The sequence below is a fragment of the Haloterrigena turkmenica DSM 5511 genome (assembly GCF_000025325.1).
Taxonomy (GTDB): Archaea; Halobacteriota; Halobacteria; order Halobacteriales; family Natrialbaceae; genus Haloterrigena; species Haloterrigena turkmenica.
In genome coordinates this window covers 686,506-701,996 of record NC_013743.1, presented here as the reverse complement: position 1 = coordinate 701,996, position 15,491 = coordinate 686,506, and the positions used below count along the sequence as shown (strand labels likewise).

Genomic DNA, 15,491 nt, shown 5'->3' with positions numbered 1-15,491 from the left:
TAATCACCTCAGTTCGCTCGGCGCGCGCATCTCGTCCGTGATGTAGAAGACGGCGTGCAGCAGCTCTTCCTGACTGACGATCTGTACGGCCGTCCCCGCGGTGAGCGCGGCGGTCAGCTGTTCGTCCGTGAACCGTTCCGCTGTGGCGAGATCGTGAGCGGCGGTCGCCGAGACGAACAGGCCGCCCAGCATCGCCTTGACGTACCACGCCGCATCGTCGAGGATCTCCTCGGTGACGAGCACCTCGTTCTGCCAGAGGTGTCTGTCGAGACCGCGGATCCACAGCAGCGCTCCGCCCATCGCCCGCTGATGTAACGGGGGAATCGTCGATGTATCGAACTCGACGTCGTCCGGAATCTGATTCGACGGTACCCACCGAGAGAGCCGTTCGCTGTCGTTGGCGACGGCGGAAAGCAGCGCCGTCTTCTCGCCCTCGTCGAAGCCGACGTCGTCGAGCGCCGACGAGAGCGGTTCCGTCAGGACCAGCTCGCGTGCCGTGGTCTCGACGTGCTCGGCCGTGAACCGCGGCAGGGTCTCGTCGAGGCGCTCGAAGAACCCTACCTCGAGCAGGTGGTCGTAGAGGCGCCAACCGGGTTCGGCTACCTCCGTATACAGCCCCTCGGGCTCGTCCGGAACGCCCGCCGCGCGGACGTCCGGCAGCCGACCGATCTCGTCCGCGATCCGCTCGCGCTCGCGCTCGAGCAGGTCGGGATCGAGTCGGTCGCCGAGGTCATCGCGGATCGTCGCCCCCCTCGAGGCGAACGTTGGATCCGGTCGCGGTTCGACCCGCCCCGCGAGGTTCGTCCACGTTACGTCCTCCTCACCCGCCGTATCGACGCCGAGCACCGTTGCCAGATCGCCTCGTTCTGCGAGTTTCGTGTTCGACGTCGTTGGTGTCTGACTCATGTTACCACCACACATAATGAGCCATCACGTGTTTGGATAATACTTATCAATGGAATCGGCATCAAAATATAATATCTAAACTAATACGGAGACAGCAGAAATGAATATCTAACTGAACGCACCATCCAGTAGGGTAGCCAAAACTCACGCGGGCCAGTCACCGACGGCGAATCCGAGGACGGACCCCGCGTGTCGATGCTGCCGTGTTCGGGTACACTTCTCGCACGTAGTGCTAGCCTTATGCAATTGGGCGTGGATTGATATCATGTCTCAATGCGAACGCGTTCCGTCTGGGCACTCGACGACGAGGACGACCCGGTCGTCGACAGTATCGCGGCCGGGATCGGGCGAACGCCGGCCCGACTCCTCGCGTATCTGCTCCTGCGAGCCGAGCGCGAGACCGATCCGACGACGAACGTTCACCTGCAGATCGGCACCGGTGTGAACCGAACGACGATCAGCGAGGCGATGGCGCGACTCGAGTCCCGCGACCTGGTCGAGCGGACGACCGTCAACGCGGCCGCGTCCGGCGGTCGACCGCGGACCGCGTGGCGACCGACCGCCGGCATCGAGCCGACGATCGAAACGACCTACGAGAGTCACGCACGGGCGCTGCTCGAACTCGCCGATGGCTTCCGCGGCGGCGCGACAGTGGAACCGCGGTCCGGCGCGGCAGCACCGTCAGACTCGCCGATCGAACTCGCGCTGAACTGGCGACCGAACGCGCTTCACCTCCCGATATACGCGGCGATCGCGGCCGAGTGGTACGACGCGTTCGGAATCGACGTCCGGCTCGAGCATCGTGACGGCTCCCGGCGAGCGCTCGAGCGCGTCGTCTCGGGAACGGCGGAGTTGGCCCTCGCCGGCGCCGCGACGGTCGTCCGCGCCCGCGAGGCCGGCGAGCCGATCGTCCCGGTCGCGCCGCTCTACCAGCGGGCGATGACCGTCCTCTACACCGTCCGCGAGGCGTTCGGTGAGCCCCTGCGCAGCGTCGATCAGCTCGAGGGCCGACGAGTCGGCATGCCGCCGAACGCCGAGACGCGCCTGCTCGGACGACTCTTTCTCTCGCAGAGAGCGTTCGACAAGGACGTCACCGTCGTCGATACGAACGGCGAGGAGCGCGACGCCCTCCGTCGCGGCGAGGCCGACGTCGTGACCGGATCGATCGCCGATCCGCGAGAGCTCGAGCGAGATGGAGCGACCGTCGACGTGCTCCCGATTACCGATCACTTCCCGATCTACGGGCCGACGATCGTCGCCCATAAGCGGACGCTCGACGAGCGGGCGCGGGAGATCGGGAACGTCCTCGCGGGGACGACCGGCGGCTGGGCCGCGGCGCGTCGCGATCCCGGCCCGGCGGCCGAGCGGATCGCCGCGGAGAGCGACGACCCGCCGGAGCGAATTCGGCGAACGTTCGCTCGCGCGGCGTCCGACTTCGGCAGCAGCGACGCCGTCCGCGAACGCGGCTGGGGCTGGCATCGACCCGAGATGTGGGACCGCCTCCGAACGGCCTTAGCGCAGGGTTCGCTGCTCGGTGATGCGGCGTGATCGATCTCGCGGACGTCACGGTTCGGTTCGACGATATCACCGCGATCGAAGACGTCGATCTCCGGATCGACGACGGCGAGTTCGTCACGGTCGTCGGTCCGTCGGGCTGCGGGAAGACGACGCTGCTGCGGACGATCGGCGGCCTCCAGACGCCGACGACCGGCCGCGTGCGCATCGACGGGAAGCCGCCCGCGGCCGCACAGGCCGGTGCCGACCTCGGCTTCGTCTTCCAGCGCCACACTCTCTTCCAGTGGAAGACCGCCCTCGAGAACGTCACCTTTCTCCGGCGACTGGCCGGCGAGGAACCCGACGAGGCCGACGCGCGGGCGCTGCTGGAGACGATGGGCCTCGGGGGGTTCGCGGACGCCCGACCGGCGGCGCTCTCCGGCGGGATGCGCCAGCGGGTCGCGATCGCTCGCGCGCTCCACCTCGGCGCGGACGTGCTCCTGATGGACGAGCCGTTCGGCGAACTCGACGAGATCACACGCGACGAACTCGGGGTCGAGATCCGGGACGTCTGGCGCCGCGAGCGGAAGACGGTCGTCTTCGTCACTCACAGCGTTCCCGAAGCGGTGTTTCTCGCCGATCGCTGTCTCGTCGTCTGCGGGCGACCGGGCCGGATCGAGGCCGCCTACGAAATCGACCTGCCCGAACCGCGGGACGCGGACGTCTTCGGCTCGCGGGCGTTCCAGGAACAAGTTGCGACCGTCCGACGGACGCTTCACGAGGCCCACGACCGAGACCGGGAGCGAGATCGAGGGCGAGACCGATGACGGCGCGAATCCGGACGCTCGCGGGCGACGTGTTCTTCCCGACCGCCGCGCTGGCCGTCGCCGCGCTGTGCTGGTGGGCGGTGACGGTCGTCGGCGACGTACCGTCGTTCGTCCTGCCCTCGCCGGGCGCCGTCGTCGCTCGACTGACGGGGAATCCGACACTGTACGCACACAACGCCTGGTATACCCTCGAGACGGTCCTCTACGGCGGCAGCGTCGGGATCGCGGCCGGCTTCCTGCTGGCGGTGCTCGTCGCCTACCTCCCCTGGTTCCGGACGGCGGTCTACCCCTATCTGGTGGCCGTCAGAGTCCTGCCGAAGATCGCCGTCGCGCCGCTGCTGTTAATCTACCTCGGGACGGGAACGGAGACCGCCGTCGTCTTCGTCGCGCTCATCACCTTCTTCCCGCTCGTGCTGAGCACCGCCGCCGGCCTCGAGCGCGCCCCGTCGGCCCACCGCGACCTGCTGCGGTCGGTCGACGCCGGCCCGCTCGAGCGGATCGTCTACGTCGACCTCCCGTACGCGCTGCCGGACGTCTTCGCGGGGCTCAAGCAGTCGGTGACCCTCGCGGTGGTGGGCGCGGTCGTCGCGGAGTGGGTGATCGCGGACCGCGGACTGGGCTTTCTGATCCTGATGGGCTCGGAGAACGTCCGCCCGGACGTCATGCTCGCGGCGCTCGCGGTGTTGCTGGCACTGGGACTGGCACTGTACGGGGCGGTGGTGCTCGTCCAGCGCGGTGTGAAGCGGTGGCTGGGGCTCGAAATGGCGGGTTGATCGCGACAGGTAGTCGTCGATGTTCCTTCTTCGTCGTCGCTCGCGAATCCCGCGACGAGTACAGGCGAAGCAGTTACCGGACCGACTATCGATAACCAGCCGTCCGCCGAAAACCGCCTGCTGCATACAGAGGGGCAGATCTCGCGCCCATCCTGCTGAGACGAAATCAACCGCGAATCAGCGACGGTCGTGTAAACGCTATGGTGCCTGATGCCATAGCCATCTAGAATGGAACTATACGAACGACGTCCACGGGAAATCGAGATGTCCTGCCGCAGGAACTCACCGCACTCAGTCGATGTCGTGCCAGGGAACCGAAGATGATGGCCGACTCGAGAGACGACGGGAGCAACGCGGTGGCCGGCCACTGTGACGTCTCCTGTCGAGGGAGGGTACGACATGACGAGCGATGAATCGAAAGCGGACAGCCCCCGCGAAGCGGCCTTGAACGAACACTACGGAGTGACCGACCTCGGCGACGAAATCCTCGCCGCCCTCGAAGCCGCCGGGAAAGACGTCGACGCGCTCACTCGGGACGATATCGCGTCGTTCGACGAGTTCCACATCCGCGGCCGCGAGGCGACCCGAGAAGTCGCCGACCTCGCGGCGGTCGAAGCCAACTCTCGCGTCCTCGACATCGGGTGCGGGATCGGTGGGCCCGCTCGCACCCTCGCTTCCGAGTTCGGTTGCGACGTCGTCGGAATCGATATCGTCGAGGAGTACTGTCGGGCTGCGACGCTCTTTACCGATCGAGTGGGGTTGACCGACGAGGTCCGCTTCCAGCGCGGAAACGCCCTCGACCTGCCGTTCGAGGACGAGACGTTCGACGTCGTTTGGTTCGAGCACACGTTGCTGAACGTCGAGGCCACGGAAGCGGCGGTCGAGGAAGCGGGGCGCGTCTGCAGACCAGGGGGTACGCTCGCACTGTACGAAATCTATGCCGGGCCGCGGGGCGAACCGGTGTTCCCGGTCCCCTGGGCGTCGGATGCGTCCCTCAGCCACCTCGATCCGCCCGAGCGACTCCGGGAGATCGTCCTCGGTCGCGGCTTCGACGAGATCGCCTGGAGGGACGTCACGGGGCCGAGCCTCGAGTGGTTTCGGAACGTGGTGGAGTCGATGCGATCGCGGCCAGCGGACGCGCCGCCACCGCTCGGACTCAACCTCCTGATGGGATCGGAAACGCCGGTCAAAGCGGCGAACGTCGTCCGGAACCTCGAAGAAGACCGGATCGCCGTCGTCCAGGGCGTGTACGAACGTGTGAGTTAGGAGCCGTAACGCCCGATCCAGACGTCTGTATCGTTCGGGGCGATCTTCTACCTGTCCTCGGTGCCGAATACGCGCGTTCCATTACGCGGTGTCGAAACCGGCACGCGCATCTGAGAGCCGCTACCGTTCGCGACTATCGTTCGGAAGCCGACCACAGCAACCGCTCGAGCGCCACCGGGACCAGATAGAACCCGATCCCCAGCGCCGCGAGGACGACCAGCGCGGCGTAGGTCTCGGCCGTCTCGAGGTACGTCGCCGTGTCGAACACCCGGTAGCCCAGCCCGGCCCGGAGCGTGACGAACTCGGCGACGACCGCGCCGATGACCGACAGCGTGGCCGCGATCTTGAACCCGGCGACGACGCTCGGCGCGGCGGCCGGCACGCGGACGAACAGGAAGGTCTCGAGCCGCGACGCGCCCACGGAGTCGGCGAGGTCGAGGTACGCCGCCGGCGTCTCCCGCAGTCCGTCGAGCGCGGCGATCGTCATCGGGAAGACGGTCAGCGTCGCGACGAGCAGCGCCCGTGCCGGGATTCCGCGGCCGAACCAGAGGAACAGCAGCGGCGCGACGGCGATCAGCGGCGCGATCCGTAAGGCGACGACGTAGGGCACCAGCGTCCGCGTCGCCGTCCGCGAGTAAGTCATCGCGAACGCGAGCGCGAAGCCGACGAGACCGCCGGCGAGCAGCCCCGCTGCGGCGGTGACGCCCGTCACGACCGCATCGCCGAGCAGGGTCGGATACGTCTCGAGCAGCGCGGTCGCGACGTCGGTCGGCGACGGAAGCAGCAGCGTCGGGAGCCCGGTGGCGACGACGGCCGCCTGCCACGCGGCGAGCAGAACGACGAGGACGAGCGCCGGCGGTCCGACGCGTTTCCCGACGGGCGCGACTCGATCGCGGACGGATCGCGATCGCCCGATCGACGGCGTCCGGACCGGGCGATGGCGGTGGCGGTCGGTTCGACCATCGGGCATCGCTCCCGCTCCCGTTCCCGGTCTATCACCGTCGGGCATCGACTCACTCCGTCCGTCGCTCATCGATTTCGCTCCGTTTCCGGCGTCGGTTCGGTGCCGTTCCGTCGGCTCCGTCGAATCCGCTGTCCCTCGATCGGCCACCGGTTCGCGGCGGGCCTCGAGGCTCGCGGGCGGTTACGATTCGACCCGTGCCGCGTAGTCGGCGATGTGTTCGGACTCATCATCGAGGTAGTCGTTCGTCCACACCGTTTCGGGATCGACGTCGTCCTCGAAGACGTCGGCCGCCGCGAGCGTCTCGTAGGTCTCCTCCCACGGTCCCGATTCGCTGTATCCCCAGCCGCGCTCGCGGACGGTCTCCGAGAACATGTACTCGGCGTGCATCCGATCCCACTTGTCGGCCTGGTTCTCGCGGACCTCCTCGAGTTCGGGCTGGGCGTCGACGAGGAGGTCGACCGCGTCAGCGGGGTTGGTGCTCGCCCAGGCGGCACCCCTCGCGGTCGCGCGGAGAAACGAGCGGACGGTCGCCTCGTTCGAACCGGCGAAGTCCGCGTCGGTCGCGATGAGGTGGCCGTACGAGCGGATCGTCTCGTCGATCGAGAGCACGTCGACCGTCGCGCCTTGATGTTCGGCGTCGACGACGTCGCCGAACACGCCGCCGGCGGCGTCGAGGTCGCCCGCGAGCAGCTGCTGGACGGTGTCGAAACCGGCGTCGACGTAGTCGACGCTCTCGAGGACGCCGTGGCGATCGAGGTACGCCTCGGTCATCTGGCGGACCATCCCGGGACCGCTGCCGACGGTCGTTCCCTCGAGTTGCTCGGGGTCGGTCAGCTCGCCGAATCCGTCGCGGGTCGCGAAGACCACGTTCGGGTTGCGCTGCATGACGACCGCGACGCAGCGCGGCGAGAGACCGCGGCTGTTGACGTTCAGCAGTTGATCGGCGCTCGTGATCGCGAACTCGACGTTCCCCAGTCCGGCCTGATTCGCGGCGAAGTCCGAGCCGTCCCCGCTCTCGATATCGACGCTCTCGAACCCCTCGTCCGCGTAAAATCCGTTCTCACGGGCCGCGACGTAGGGCGCGTGCAGCCCGCTGATCCGCCAGTTGAGCAGCAGCGAGACGTCGGTGACGGTGGGCTCGCCGTCGGCGGTATCGCTCGAGTCGCTCTCACCTGGACCGCCGAGACAGCCAGCGACGGTCGAAGTTACGCCCCCCGCGACGGCGAGGAATCGGCGGCGATCGTAGCGTATGTTTGCCATTATCTCCCACAGGAGGTGCTAACCACGAACCCCGGAATAAAGGATTTGTACGTTCCGTTAAGTAGTCCGTTTCCGGTGACCGTCTCGAGTCGATGCCTGCCGGCGGTCCGGCCGGCGGGAGCCGGCGGCGGGCGGGTCATCCGTCGTCACTCTCGATTCGCGGCGTCGCGACGATCACGATATAGGGGGTCCCGGTATCGCGTTCGAGTCGCTCGAGCGACTCGATTCGGAAGCCCGCCGCGGTGACGCGATCTGTCCAGTAGGGTTCGGGATGACGGGAAACGCCGTCGGGGGTCAACGGCAACTCGAGAATCCCGAGCGTTCCGTCGGGTTCGCACACGCGGCGGATCTCGCGCAGCGTTCGATCCGCGGCCGTCGCCTCGAGGTCGTGGAGGACGCGGCAGGCGGTGACGACGGGGATCGAATCGGCCGCGAGCGGGAGCGCCGCTGCGTCGCCGATGATCGGGGTCGCCGCGAGCCCGGCGCGGTCGGCGTTGCGCCGCGCGAGCGCCGGCCCGTTCCCGAGAATGATGCGATCGTCGAAGACGTCGAGGCCGATCGCGACCGAATCGGGCGACGCGTGCGGAGCGAGCCCCGCGAGCGACCGGCCCGTCCCACAGCCGACGTCGAGAACGCGATCCGCGTCGGCCAGCGGGAGTCGCGTCGCGAGCGCGTCGTACTTCGCTCGCTCGAGCGCCCACGGTGGCGGCGACAGGAGGCGACGCAGCACGCGGACGATGTAACCGGCCGCACCGATCGTCACCCCGGCCGCGGCCAGCCGAACTCGAGCGTCGTTCGTCCGCCGTCGGACGGCGACACCGACGACGGCCGCGACGAGCGCGACAGCTATCGAACGGAACCGTCGCCGCCAGTGATAGACACCGAAGTTGTATCGCGAAGCCATCGTCCGGAACGCTATCGCGGAAACGCCGTCTCCGAACGGCCCGACGATCCGGCCGACCGCGTCGTGTCGGCGATCAGTCGTCGGCCGGCGCCGCCGAGTCGCCTGCGGAGACACCCGTTCCGGGGCCGATATCGATTCCGAGGTCGTCGAGTTTCTCGTCGGGGACGACGCCGTCGACCCAGCCGCGGTGGTCGTAGTACTCCTCTTTCATCTCCTCGAGTTCGCAGTACTCGCCCTCACTGGCACCCTGGCCGGGGATGCCGTCCTCGAGGAAGCGCTCTGGCAGCGAGTCGTCGCTGCCGTCGAAGCCGACGAGATTGTTGTAGTAGCGCTCGAGGTTGTAGATGCGCTCGCCGGCCTCGAGGAGTTCGTCCTCGGTGACGTCGAGACCGGTCATCCCGTTGTACTGGGTGACGTATTCCTCGATGCCCTCCGCGAAGGCGTTGAACTTGCAGATGTCGAACGAGTCGCTGATCGCGTGGAGGTCCTGGAACTGGGCGGTGAGTTCGCCCTTGCCCTCGTACTCGTAGGGGTCGACTTTCTCGGGGATGCCGAGGATTTCGGCGGCCGGCGTGTACCCGCGCAGGTGGCAGGCACCGCGGTTCGAGGTCGCGTAGCCGATGCCCATCCCTTTCATACAGCGGGGGTCGTAGGCCGCGATGGTCTGGCCCTTGACTGCGAGCGAGTTGTCGTGGGCGTCCTTCCGGTCGGCGACGCGGCGCGGCCCTTCGGCGAGCAGGTCCGCGAGGTCGTCCTCGCGGTAGGCGATGCGCTCGATCAGCTCGAGCATCGTCTCGTGGTCGCCCCACTCGAGTTCGCCTTCGTCCTCGAGTTTGCCCTCCTCGGACATCTCCATGGCCATCGCGAGCATGTTTCCGGTCTCGATAGTGTCGACGCCCATGTCGTTACAGCGATCGATCATGAGGGCGATCTTGTCCCGGTCGGTGTGCCCGGAGTTCGGGCCGAGCGCGTAGGCCGATTCGTACTCGTAGGACTCCGTGCGGACGTTCATCTCCTCGCCCTTGTGCATCGCCGTCACCTCGACTTCCTTCTTGCAGGCGACCGGACAGGAGTGACAGGTCGGTTCGTCGACGAGGATGTTCTCGCGAACGTTCTCGCCGGAGACGCGCTCGGCGTCGATGTCGGCGCCCTCGGCCTCGCGCATGCTCTCCGTGGAGGTGTACCGGCCGTTCTTCGTCGGGAGGCCGTCCATCTCCTCGCCGATGTTCATGAGGACGTTGGTGCCGTACATCGAGAGGCCGCCCTCGTTGGGCGCGGTGACCTCCGACTCCTGGATGGCCTGCATCGCCTGCTGGTGGCCCTCCATAAACGTCTCCTTGTCCGCCGGTTTGGGCATCTTCGTCCCGGACTTGACGACCACCGCCTTGAGGTTCTTCGACCCCATGACGCAGCCCGTACCGCCGCGACCGGAGGCCCGATCGTCCTCGTTCATGATGCAGGCGTACTTGACGCCGTTCTCGCCGCCGGGGCCGATCCCCATGATCGAGAGGTTCTTGCCGTAGGCGCCGTCGACCTCCTCCTCGATCGTGTCACGCGTGTCGTGGAAGCCCTCCCCCCAGAGGTGAGAGGCGTCTCGGAGTTCGACCTCGCCGTCCTCGATGTAGGCGTAGACCGGCTCGTCGGCTTCGCCTTCGAACAGCAGGCCGTCGAAGCCGGCCCACTTCAGCCGGGCACCCGACCAGCCGCCGTGGTGACTGTCCGTGACGGTGCCCGTCAACGGCGATTTCGTGCAGACGGCGATCCGACCGCTCATCGTCGTCTGCGTCCCCGACAGCGGCCCGTTCATGAAGGCCAGCAGGTTGTCTGGCCCGAGCGGGTCGACGTCGGGACCCTGTTCGAAGACGTGCTTTACCCCGAGGCCGCGTGCGCCGATATACTTCTTCGCGTCCTCGTCGTCGATCGACTCGTACGCGACCTCCCCCTCCGAGAGATCGATGCGGGCGACGTGATCCTGGAATCCACCGATATCAGTCATGATAACTCCTCACCGTTCAATTAGTCGTCTATCCTGTTAGTCGTTCTCACCCTAGTGTAACCGGATCCGGTTATCACCTCGCTCGAGTCGTCGCTCGAGCGATCGCGGGACGAGTGGACGATGCATCGAACTAACGGATCGGGTGGGACTCGCAAATACTGCGACGTCGTAACTACACTAACTCGAGTCGGCCGCCGGAGTCGCCGATTCCACGGCGGCCGTCGCCCGCTACAGTAACAGGGAGACGATCGCGAGGATGATGAAGATCAGCACGAAGATCCGCGCGACCTCCATCGAGATCCCCGCGACGCCGCGGGCGCCGACGGCGGCCGCGACGATCGCCAGGACGAAGAAGATCACTGCCCAGTACAGGAACCCGCCGCCCGTCTGAAGCGGTACCGCCGTTGTGAGGTGGAACATAGGCTGGTCTATCACGAAGGGACAGATAAACCTCGGCGACCGTCCAACCGCTAGCGCCGGGCTACAGTCGGTTAAGACGGGCATTCAGCCCTGCAGTGTCAGCCCGAAGACTCAGTGTCTCCGAAGAACGCGCCACACAGCTTCGCTTCCGCGGTTCGAAGGTGTTCGTGGAACGTCGGCCGGGAGACACCCATCGACTGGGCGAGATCCTCGCCCGTCGTCGGACGCGGCCACTCGAAGTAGCCGCTCAGGTACGCCCGCTGGAGCGCGGCGAACTGGCGCTCGGTCAGGTCCCGCTCGAGGCGGGCCGCGAACTCCTGGCGGGTCTCGCCCTCGCGCTCGCGCTGCTGGAACGAGATGACGTCGGTCCCGGCGTACCGGTCCTCGAGGGCCTCCACGATCGAACGGACGTTGGCCGAGCGCGGAATCTCGAGCGTGACGCGGGCCCGCCCGTCCTCGCTCTCGATCGACTGGAGGCGAACGCCCCGCTCGGAGAGCCAGCCGACGAGGTCGTCGCCGCCGGCGAGTTCGACCAGACACTCCCCCTCGCGCTCGAGGACGACCCGGCAGTCCAGTTCGGCGGCGTCGGCCGCTGCGACGAGGTCGGCCGCGGTGGCCTCGGAGCCCGTAACGGTACACAGCGACGCGGTCTCGTCGTCGGTGCGGTGGACCGAGCGGCGGTACTCGAGTCGGCAGTCGGCTCCCGCGGTGAGCGCGACGGGCGCGACCGAGCGATCGGTCAGCGTGAGTTCGACGGCGACGACGGCGTCGGTCTCGAGCACGCGGCTGGTCTCGCGGGCGTTGACGCCGCTGGCGACCGCGCGGGCCAGCGCTGAGAGAATCACCCGCTCGCGCTCGTCGATTTCGCGGTCCCGGTCGGTGCGGACAGTGAGCACGCCGTACTCGATGCCGTTGTACGACAGCGGGAACGCAGCGTGAGTCCCCTCCTCGACCGCCTCGGTCGTAGCAGCGCGCTCCTCGAGCGCCGCGGCGGCGGGGTGGTCAGCGTCGATCGGCTCACCCTCCGGATCGTCGCACGCGCCGGCGCTCGCTCGGACGTCGATCGACCCCGTCGCGGGGTTTCGCTCGCCGATCCACGCGCCGTCGTAGCCCGCCTCCGCGGCGATCCGCTCGCAGACCGCGGCCTCGAGTTCCGACCGGTCCGTCGAGCCCGCGACGACGTCCGTGACATCCTGGATCAGCCCCTCCACGCGCTCTAAGAGATCGTCGAGCTCCTCGGTACGGCGCTCGAGGGCGAGTTCGGCCTCCTTGCGCGCCGTCACGTCGTTCTGGAAGCCGACGTAGTGGGTGACCGTCCCGTCTTCGTCGCGGACGGGCGCGATCGTCACTTCGTTCCAGAACTCGGTGCCGTCCTTGCGGTAGTTCTTCAGTTCGACGGTGACCGGCCGCTCCTCGTCGATGGCCGCGGCCATCTCGGCGATGGCCACCTCCTGGGAGTCCTCTCCCTGCAGGAACCGGCAGTTCCGGCCGACGACCTCGTCGTAGCCGTAGCCGGTGATCTCCTGGTAGGCGTCGTTGACGTAGACCAGCGGGTTGTCCTCGAGATCTGGATCGGAGATAGTGATCCCGACCGGCGCCTCGTTGATCGCGCGATCCTTGACCGTCCGGTCGCCCTCGCCGAGCGCCGCGCTGTCGGTCTCCGCCGCCGACTCGCTGCTCGCGGTGCGCTCGCGGTCGAACGTGATCGTCGCCATCGCCGCGTCCCGGTGGACGCGCGCGTCGTACGTCTCGTCCTCGAGGGGCACCCGGCGGACCGTCCCGACGGTCGTCTCGTCGACGGCCGTCTCGAGTCGCGGCCACGAGTCGAGCGCGCTCGCCGCGTCCCACTCGCCGGCCTCGTCGTCGGCCTCGCTCTCGGTCGATGCTGCCAGATCGAAAGCCGTCAGCGCCGCGTCGTTCGCGTACGTGATCGTCCCGTCGACGACGGCGACGACGGGGTCAACGACGGCCTCGAGCGCAGCGACTGCGGGCGCGACCTGACCCTCGTTCTCCGCCGCATCGGCGTTCTCCATAGCGCTCCTTGGGACGGCAACGCCGTAAGAACCGCGGTGCTCGGCCGGACGGTTCAACGATCGGACTGGTACCCTAGGTTGTTATGTGTTGCCATAGCATAGCTAAACACATGTCTACCTATCGGTCACCCTTCGAGCAACTCAAGGCGAAGTTCGACTCCGACCCCAAATGTCCGGCGTGTGGCTACGTCGACACGGAGGGGGGCTGGCGCGTCCAGACGACCGGGAGCCGCGTCACCTACCAGTTCGTCTGTCCGACCTGTGACGCGATCGAAACTCGAGAGATGCGACTCGACTAGGACGGTCGGCGACGGACGGCCAGCCGGAGGTCGCTCCGGGGGCCCGAGTGCCATCGCCGCGTCTCGGCGTGGCAGCCCAACACTTTCCCGTCTCGTGCCCTCGTCATCGAGGTGAGACCGATGACGCAGAGCTTCATCGCCGAAATGACGATCTCTCACCCCGACCTCCCACTGACGCCGACGATCCGGACCGTCGACGGCGCGGAAATAGTGGTGGAATCGGAACCGTTGACCTATCCCGATCGGTCCGGATCGATCCTCTTTTATTCGGTAACGGACTGCGACTTTCGAGCGTTCGACTCCGCGCTCGAGACCGATCACACGGTAGCCGAATGGGAAGTGACGATGGAGTTCCAAGACCACCGCGTCTACCAGATCTATCACACCCGAGAGACGAAGTTCACGACCCCCGAAATCGCCGATCTCGGACTACAGGTGCTCTCCAGTCAGACCGTCGGCCGGGGCTGGGGACTGCGATTACACGCGCCCGATCGAGAACGGCTCGGCGACTACTGGGAGTTCTGTCGCGAGGAGAACATTCGATTCGATCTTGAGAAGATTTACAGCACCGAATCGCGAGCGAATGCGGTCTCCGGCGGTCGCGCCGAGGTCGCTCTCACCGAACGCCAGCGAGAGGTCGCCCGGACCGCGACCCGAATGGGCTATTACGAACCGAAGGGCGCGAGTGCGGCCGAAGTCGCCGACGAACTCGATATTTCACAATCGACGCTATCGACGCATCTGCGGCGGATCATGGCCAAAGTGTTTCGCCACCTGTTCGACGACTGACCGGATCCGAGGGATAGTCGATCCCCAAATATCCGTTCCAATATAAATGGGGGAAGAATACGACAGTAGATACGAGACCATCGAAGGAGACCATCAGGTAATGAGTAAACCAGCTCTCTCTGCGGAGCCATCGAGCGAGACACCGAGTCTGGAGATCATCGAACGGGTCGCCTCGCTCGAGGAGACCGATCCGCTGGCGTTACCCCCGCTGTACGACACCATCGATCCCGACGCGTTGGATTCGCTCGTTCAGTCGTCGGCTGCCGACGGCGCACGGACCGAATCGACGATCCGCTTCACGTACTGCGGATACGACGTTCGCGTCGGCGCAGATGGCGGTGTCGTCGTCTCCGAGTGACGCCGGCCACTATCGTAGCGCTGTACTCGTGACCCCAGACGAAGGCGCTTTACGCGCCGGACTGCTTGCCCCTCGTAATGAGCAAACCGAGCCCCGATGTCTACGAGCAGGGCAAGGGCATGGACGCCCACAATCAGGTCATGCGCGAGATCCGATCGCGCAAGGAGGCCAGCTACGATCCCCACGAGCCCACCCGCGTCTGGCTCGACGAGGACAACACCCCCGGCGGCGTTAAGCGGAGCCTGACGATCATTCTGAACACGGGGGGCTGCCGGTGGGCCCGCGCCGGCGGCTGTACGATGTGCGGCTACGTCGCCGAGAGCGTCGACGGCGGGAGCGTCAGCCACGAAGCGCTGATGGACCAGATCGACGTCTGTCTCGCACACGAAGACGAGAACGCCGACGAGCCGGCCGAGCTCATCAAGATCTACACCTCCGGCTCCTTCCTGGACGAGCGCGAGATCGGCGCGGAGAGCCGCCGCGCCATCGCCGAGACCTTCGCCGACCGCGACCGGATCGTCCTCGAGTCGCTGCCGGACTTCGTCGATCGTGAGAAGATCGGCGACTTCACCGGGTACGGGATCGACACGGACATCGCGATCGGCCTCGAGACGGCGACCGACCGCGTCCGCCACGACTGCGTGAACAAGTACTTCGACTTCGCGGACTTCGAGGACGCCTGCGCCGAGGCCGCGACGGCGGACGACGAGGCCGACGACGCCGAGGCGGGGATCAAGGCCTACCTCCTGATGAAGCCGCCGTTCCTCACCGAGTCCGAGGCCGTCGACGACATGATCTCGTCGATCGAGCGCTGTGCCGACGTCGAGGGCTGTCACACCGTCTCGATGAACCCCTGTAACGTCCAGCGCTACACGATGGTCGACGAGCTCTACTTCAACGACGGCTACCGCCCGCCGTGGCTCTGGTCGGTCGCCCACGTGCTCGAGGAGACGGCCGACGTCGACGCGATCGTCGTCTCCGACCCGGTCGGCCACGGCTCCGACCGCGGACCGCACAACTGCACGGAGTGTGACGACCTCGTCCAGAAGGCGATCAAGGACTTCGACCTCCGGCAGGACCCCTCGGTCTTCGAGCAGGTCTCCTGTGAGTGCGAACTGACCTGGGAGACCGTGATGGAACGCGAGCGGAGTTTCAACCAGCCGCTGACTCGCTAAGTCGTCGTCGCCGCCGACGCTCTGCTA

At 66.9% G+C, this 15,491-nt stretch carries 15 protein-coding genes; 8 read left to right on the top strand and 7 right to left on the bottom strand.

Annotation, left to right across the window (positions count from 1 at the left end; genetic code table 11):
* Positions 1 to 3: 3 nt before the first annotated feature.
* Positions 4 to 906, bottom strand: a complete 903-nt coding sequence (locus tag HTUR_RS03365) for a hypothetical protein (RefSeq protein ID WP_049941585.1) — start codon at positions 904 to 906, stop codon at positions 4 to 6.
* Between the two features lie 273 nt (positions 907 to 1,179).
* Here HTUR_RS03365 and HTUR_RS03360 point away from each other — a divergent pair, with 273 nt between their 5' ends.
* From HTUR_RS03360 to HTUR_RS03345, 4 genes are all read left to right on the top strand, one after another.
* On the top strand, positions 1,180 to 2,454 hold the full coding sequence (locus HTUR_RS03360; protein WP_012941889.1) for an ABC transporter substrate-binding protein: 1,275 nt from the start codon (positions 1,180 to 1,182) through the stop codon (positions 2,452 to 2,454).
* A complete protein-coding gene (locus HTUR_RS03355) occupies positions 2,451 to 3,227 on the top strand; it encodes an ABC transporter ATP-binding protein (protein ID WP_012941888.1) in 777 nt (258 codons plus the stop codon). Before HTUR_RS03360 ends, HTUR_RS03355 begins: the two co-directional genes overlap by 4 nt.
* The gene (locus HTUR_RS03350) at positions 3,224 to 4,000 is read left to right on the top strand and encodes an ABC transporter permease (RefSeq protein WP_012941887.1); all 777 of its coding nucleotides are present in this window, start codon (positions 3,224 to 3,226) and stop codon (positions 3,998 to 4,000) included. Before HTUR_RS03355 ends, HTUR_RS03350 begins: the two co-directional genes overlap by 4 nt.
* Before the next feature lie 399 nt (positions 4,001 to 4,399).
* Positions 4,400 to 5,266 carry an SAM-dependent methyltransferase gene (locus tag HTUR_RS03345; RefSeq protein ID WP_012941886.1) on the top strand — a complete coding sequence of 289 codons (867 nt, stop codon included), beginning with the start codon at positions 4,400 to 4,402 and terminating at the stop codon, positions 5,264 to 5,266.
* Positions 5,267 to 5,399: 133 nt separating this feature from the next.
* Here the strand turns inward: HTUR_RS03345 and HTUR_RS03340 are convergent, their stop codons facing one another.
* The 6 genes from HTUR_RS03340 to HTUR_RS03315 form a co-directional block, all read right to left on the bottom strand.
* Positions 5,400 to 6,299, bottom strand: coding sequence for an ABC transporter permease (locus tag HTUR_RS03340; protein WP_012941885.1), 900 nt, complete (start codon positions 6,297 to 6,299; stop codon positions 5,400 to 5,402).
* A gap of 111 nt (positions 6,300 to 6,410) precedes the next feature.
* Positions 6,411 to 7,490: an ABC transporter substrate-binding protein gene (locus HTUR_RS03335; protein ID WP_012941884.1), complete on the bottom strand. Its 1,080-nt coding sequence runs from the start codon at positions 7,488 to 7,490 to the stop codon at positions 6,411 to 6,413.
* A gap of 136 nt (positions 7,491 to 7,626) precedes the next feature.
* The gene (locus HTUR_RS03330; protein WP_012941883.1) at positions 7,627 to 8,394 is read right to left on the bottom strand and encodes a class I SAM-dependent methyltransferase; all 768 of its coding nucleotides are present in this window, start codon (positions 8,392 to 8,394) and stop codon (positions 7,627 to 7,629) included.
* A 73-nt stretch (positions 8,395 to 8,467) separates the two neighbouring features.
* Positions 8,468 to 10,390 (bottom strand): aldehyde ferredoxin oxidoreductase family protein, encoded by a 1,923-nt coding sequence (locus tag HTUR_RS03325; protein WP_012941882.1) that lies wholly within the window; start codon positions 10,388 to 10,390, stop codon positions 8,468 to 8,470.
* Between the two features lie 228 nt (positions 10,391 to 10,618).
* Entirely contained in the window at positions 10,619 to 10,810 is a 192-nt protein-coding gene (locus tag HTUR_RS03320; protein ID WP_049941584.1) for a DUF1328 family protein, read from the bottom strand.
* Between the two features lie 98 nt (positions 10,811 to 10,908).
* Positions 10,909 to 12,843 carry a bacterio-opsin activator domain-containing protein gene (locus HTUR_RS03315; protein ID WP_012941880.1) on the bottom strand — a complete coding sequence of 645 codons (1,935 nt, stop codon included), beginning with the start codon at positions 12,841 to 12,843 and terminating at the stop codon, positions 10,909 to 10,911.
* Between the two features lie 110 nt (positions 12,844 to 12,953).
* Between HTUR_RS03315 and HTUR_RS03310 the strand changes: the two genes are divergently transcribed.
* From HTUR_RS03310 to HTUR_RS03295, 4 genes are all read left to right on the top strand, one after another.
* Complete coding sequence (locus HTUR_RS03310) at positions 12,954 to 13,142, top strand: HVO_0649 family zinc finger protein (RefSeq protein WP_049941583.1); 189 nt, start codon at positions 12,954 to 12,956, stop codon at positions 13,140 to 13,142.
* A gap of 120 nt (positions 13,143 to 13,262) precedes the next feature.
* Entirely contained in the window at positions 13,263 to 13,931 is a 669-nt protein-coding gene (locus HTUR_RS03305; RefSeq protein ID WP_012941878.1) for a helix-turn-helix domain-containing protein, read from the top strand.
* A 100-nt stretch (positions 13,932 to 14,031) separates the two neighbouring features.
* Complete coding sequence (locus tag HTUR_RS03300; protein WP_049941582.1) at positions 14,032 to 14,289, top strand: HalOD1 output domain-containing protein; 258 nt, start codon at positions 14,032 to 14,034, stop codon at positions 14,287 to 14,289.
* Positions 14,290 to 14,366: 77 nt separating this feature from the next.
* Positions 14,367 to 15,464, top strand: a complete 1,098-nt coding sequence (locus HTUR_RS03295) for an archaeosine biosynthesis radical SAM protein RaSEA (RefSeq protein ID WP_012941876.1) — start codon at positions 14,367 to 14,369, stop codon at positions 15,462 to 15,464.
* Positions 15,465 to 15,491 lie beyond the last annotated feature (27 nt).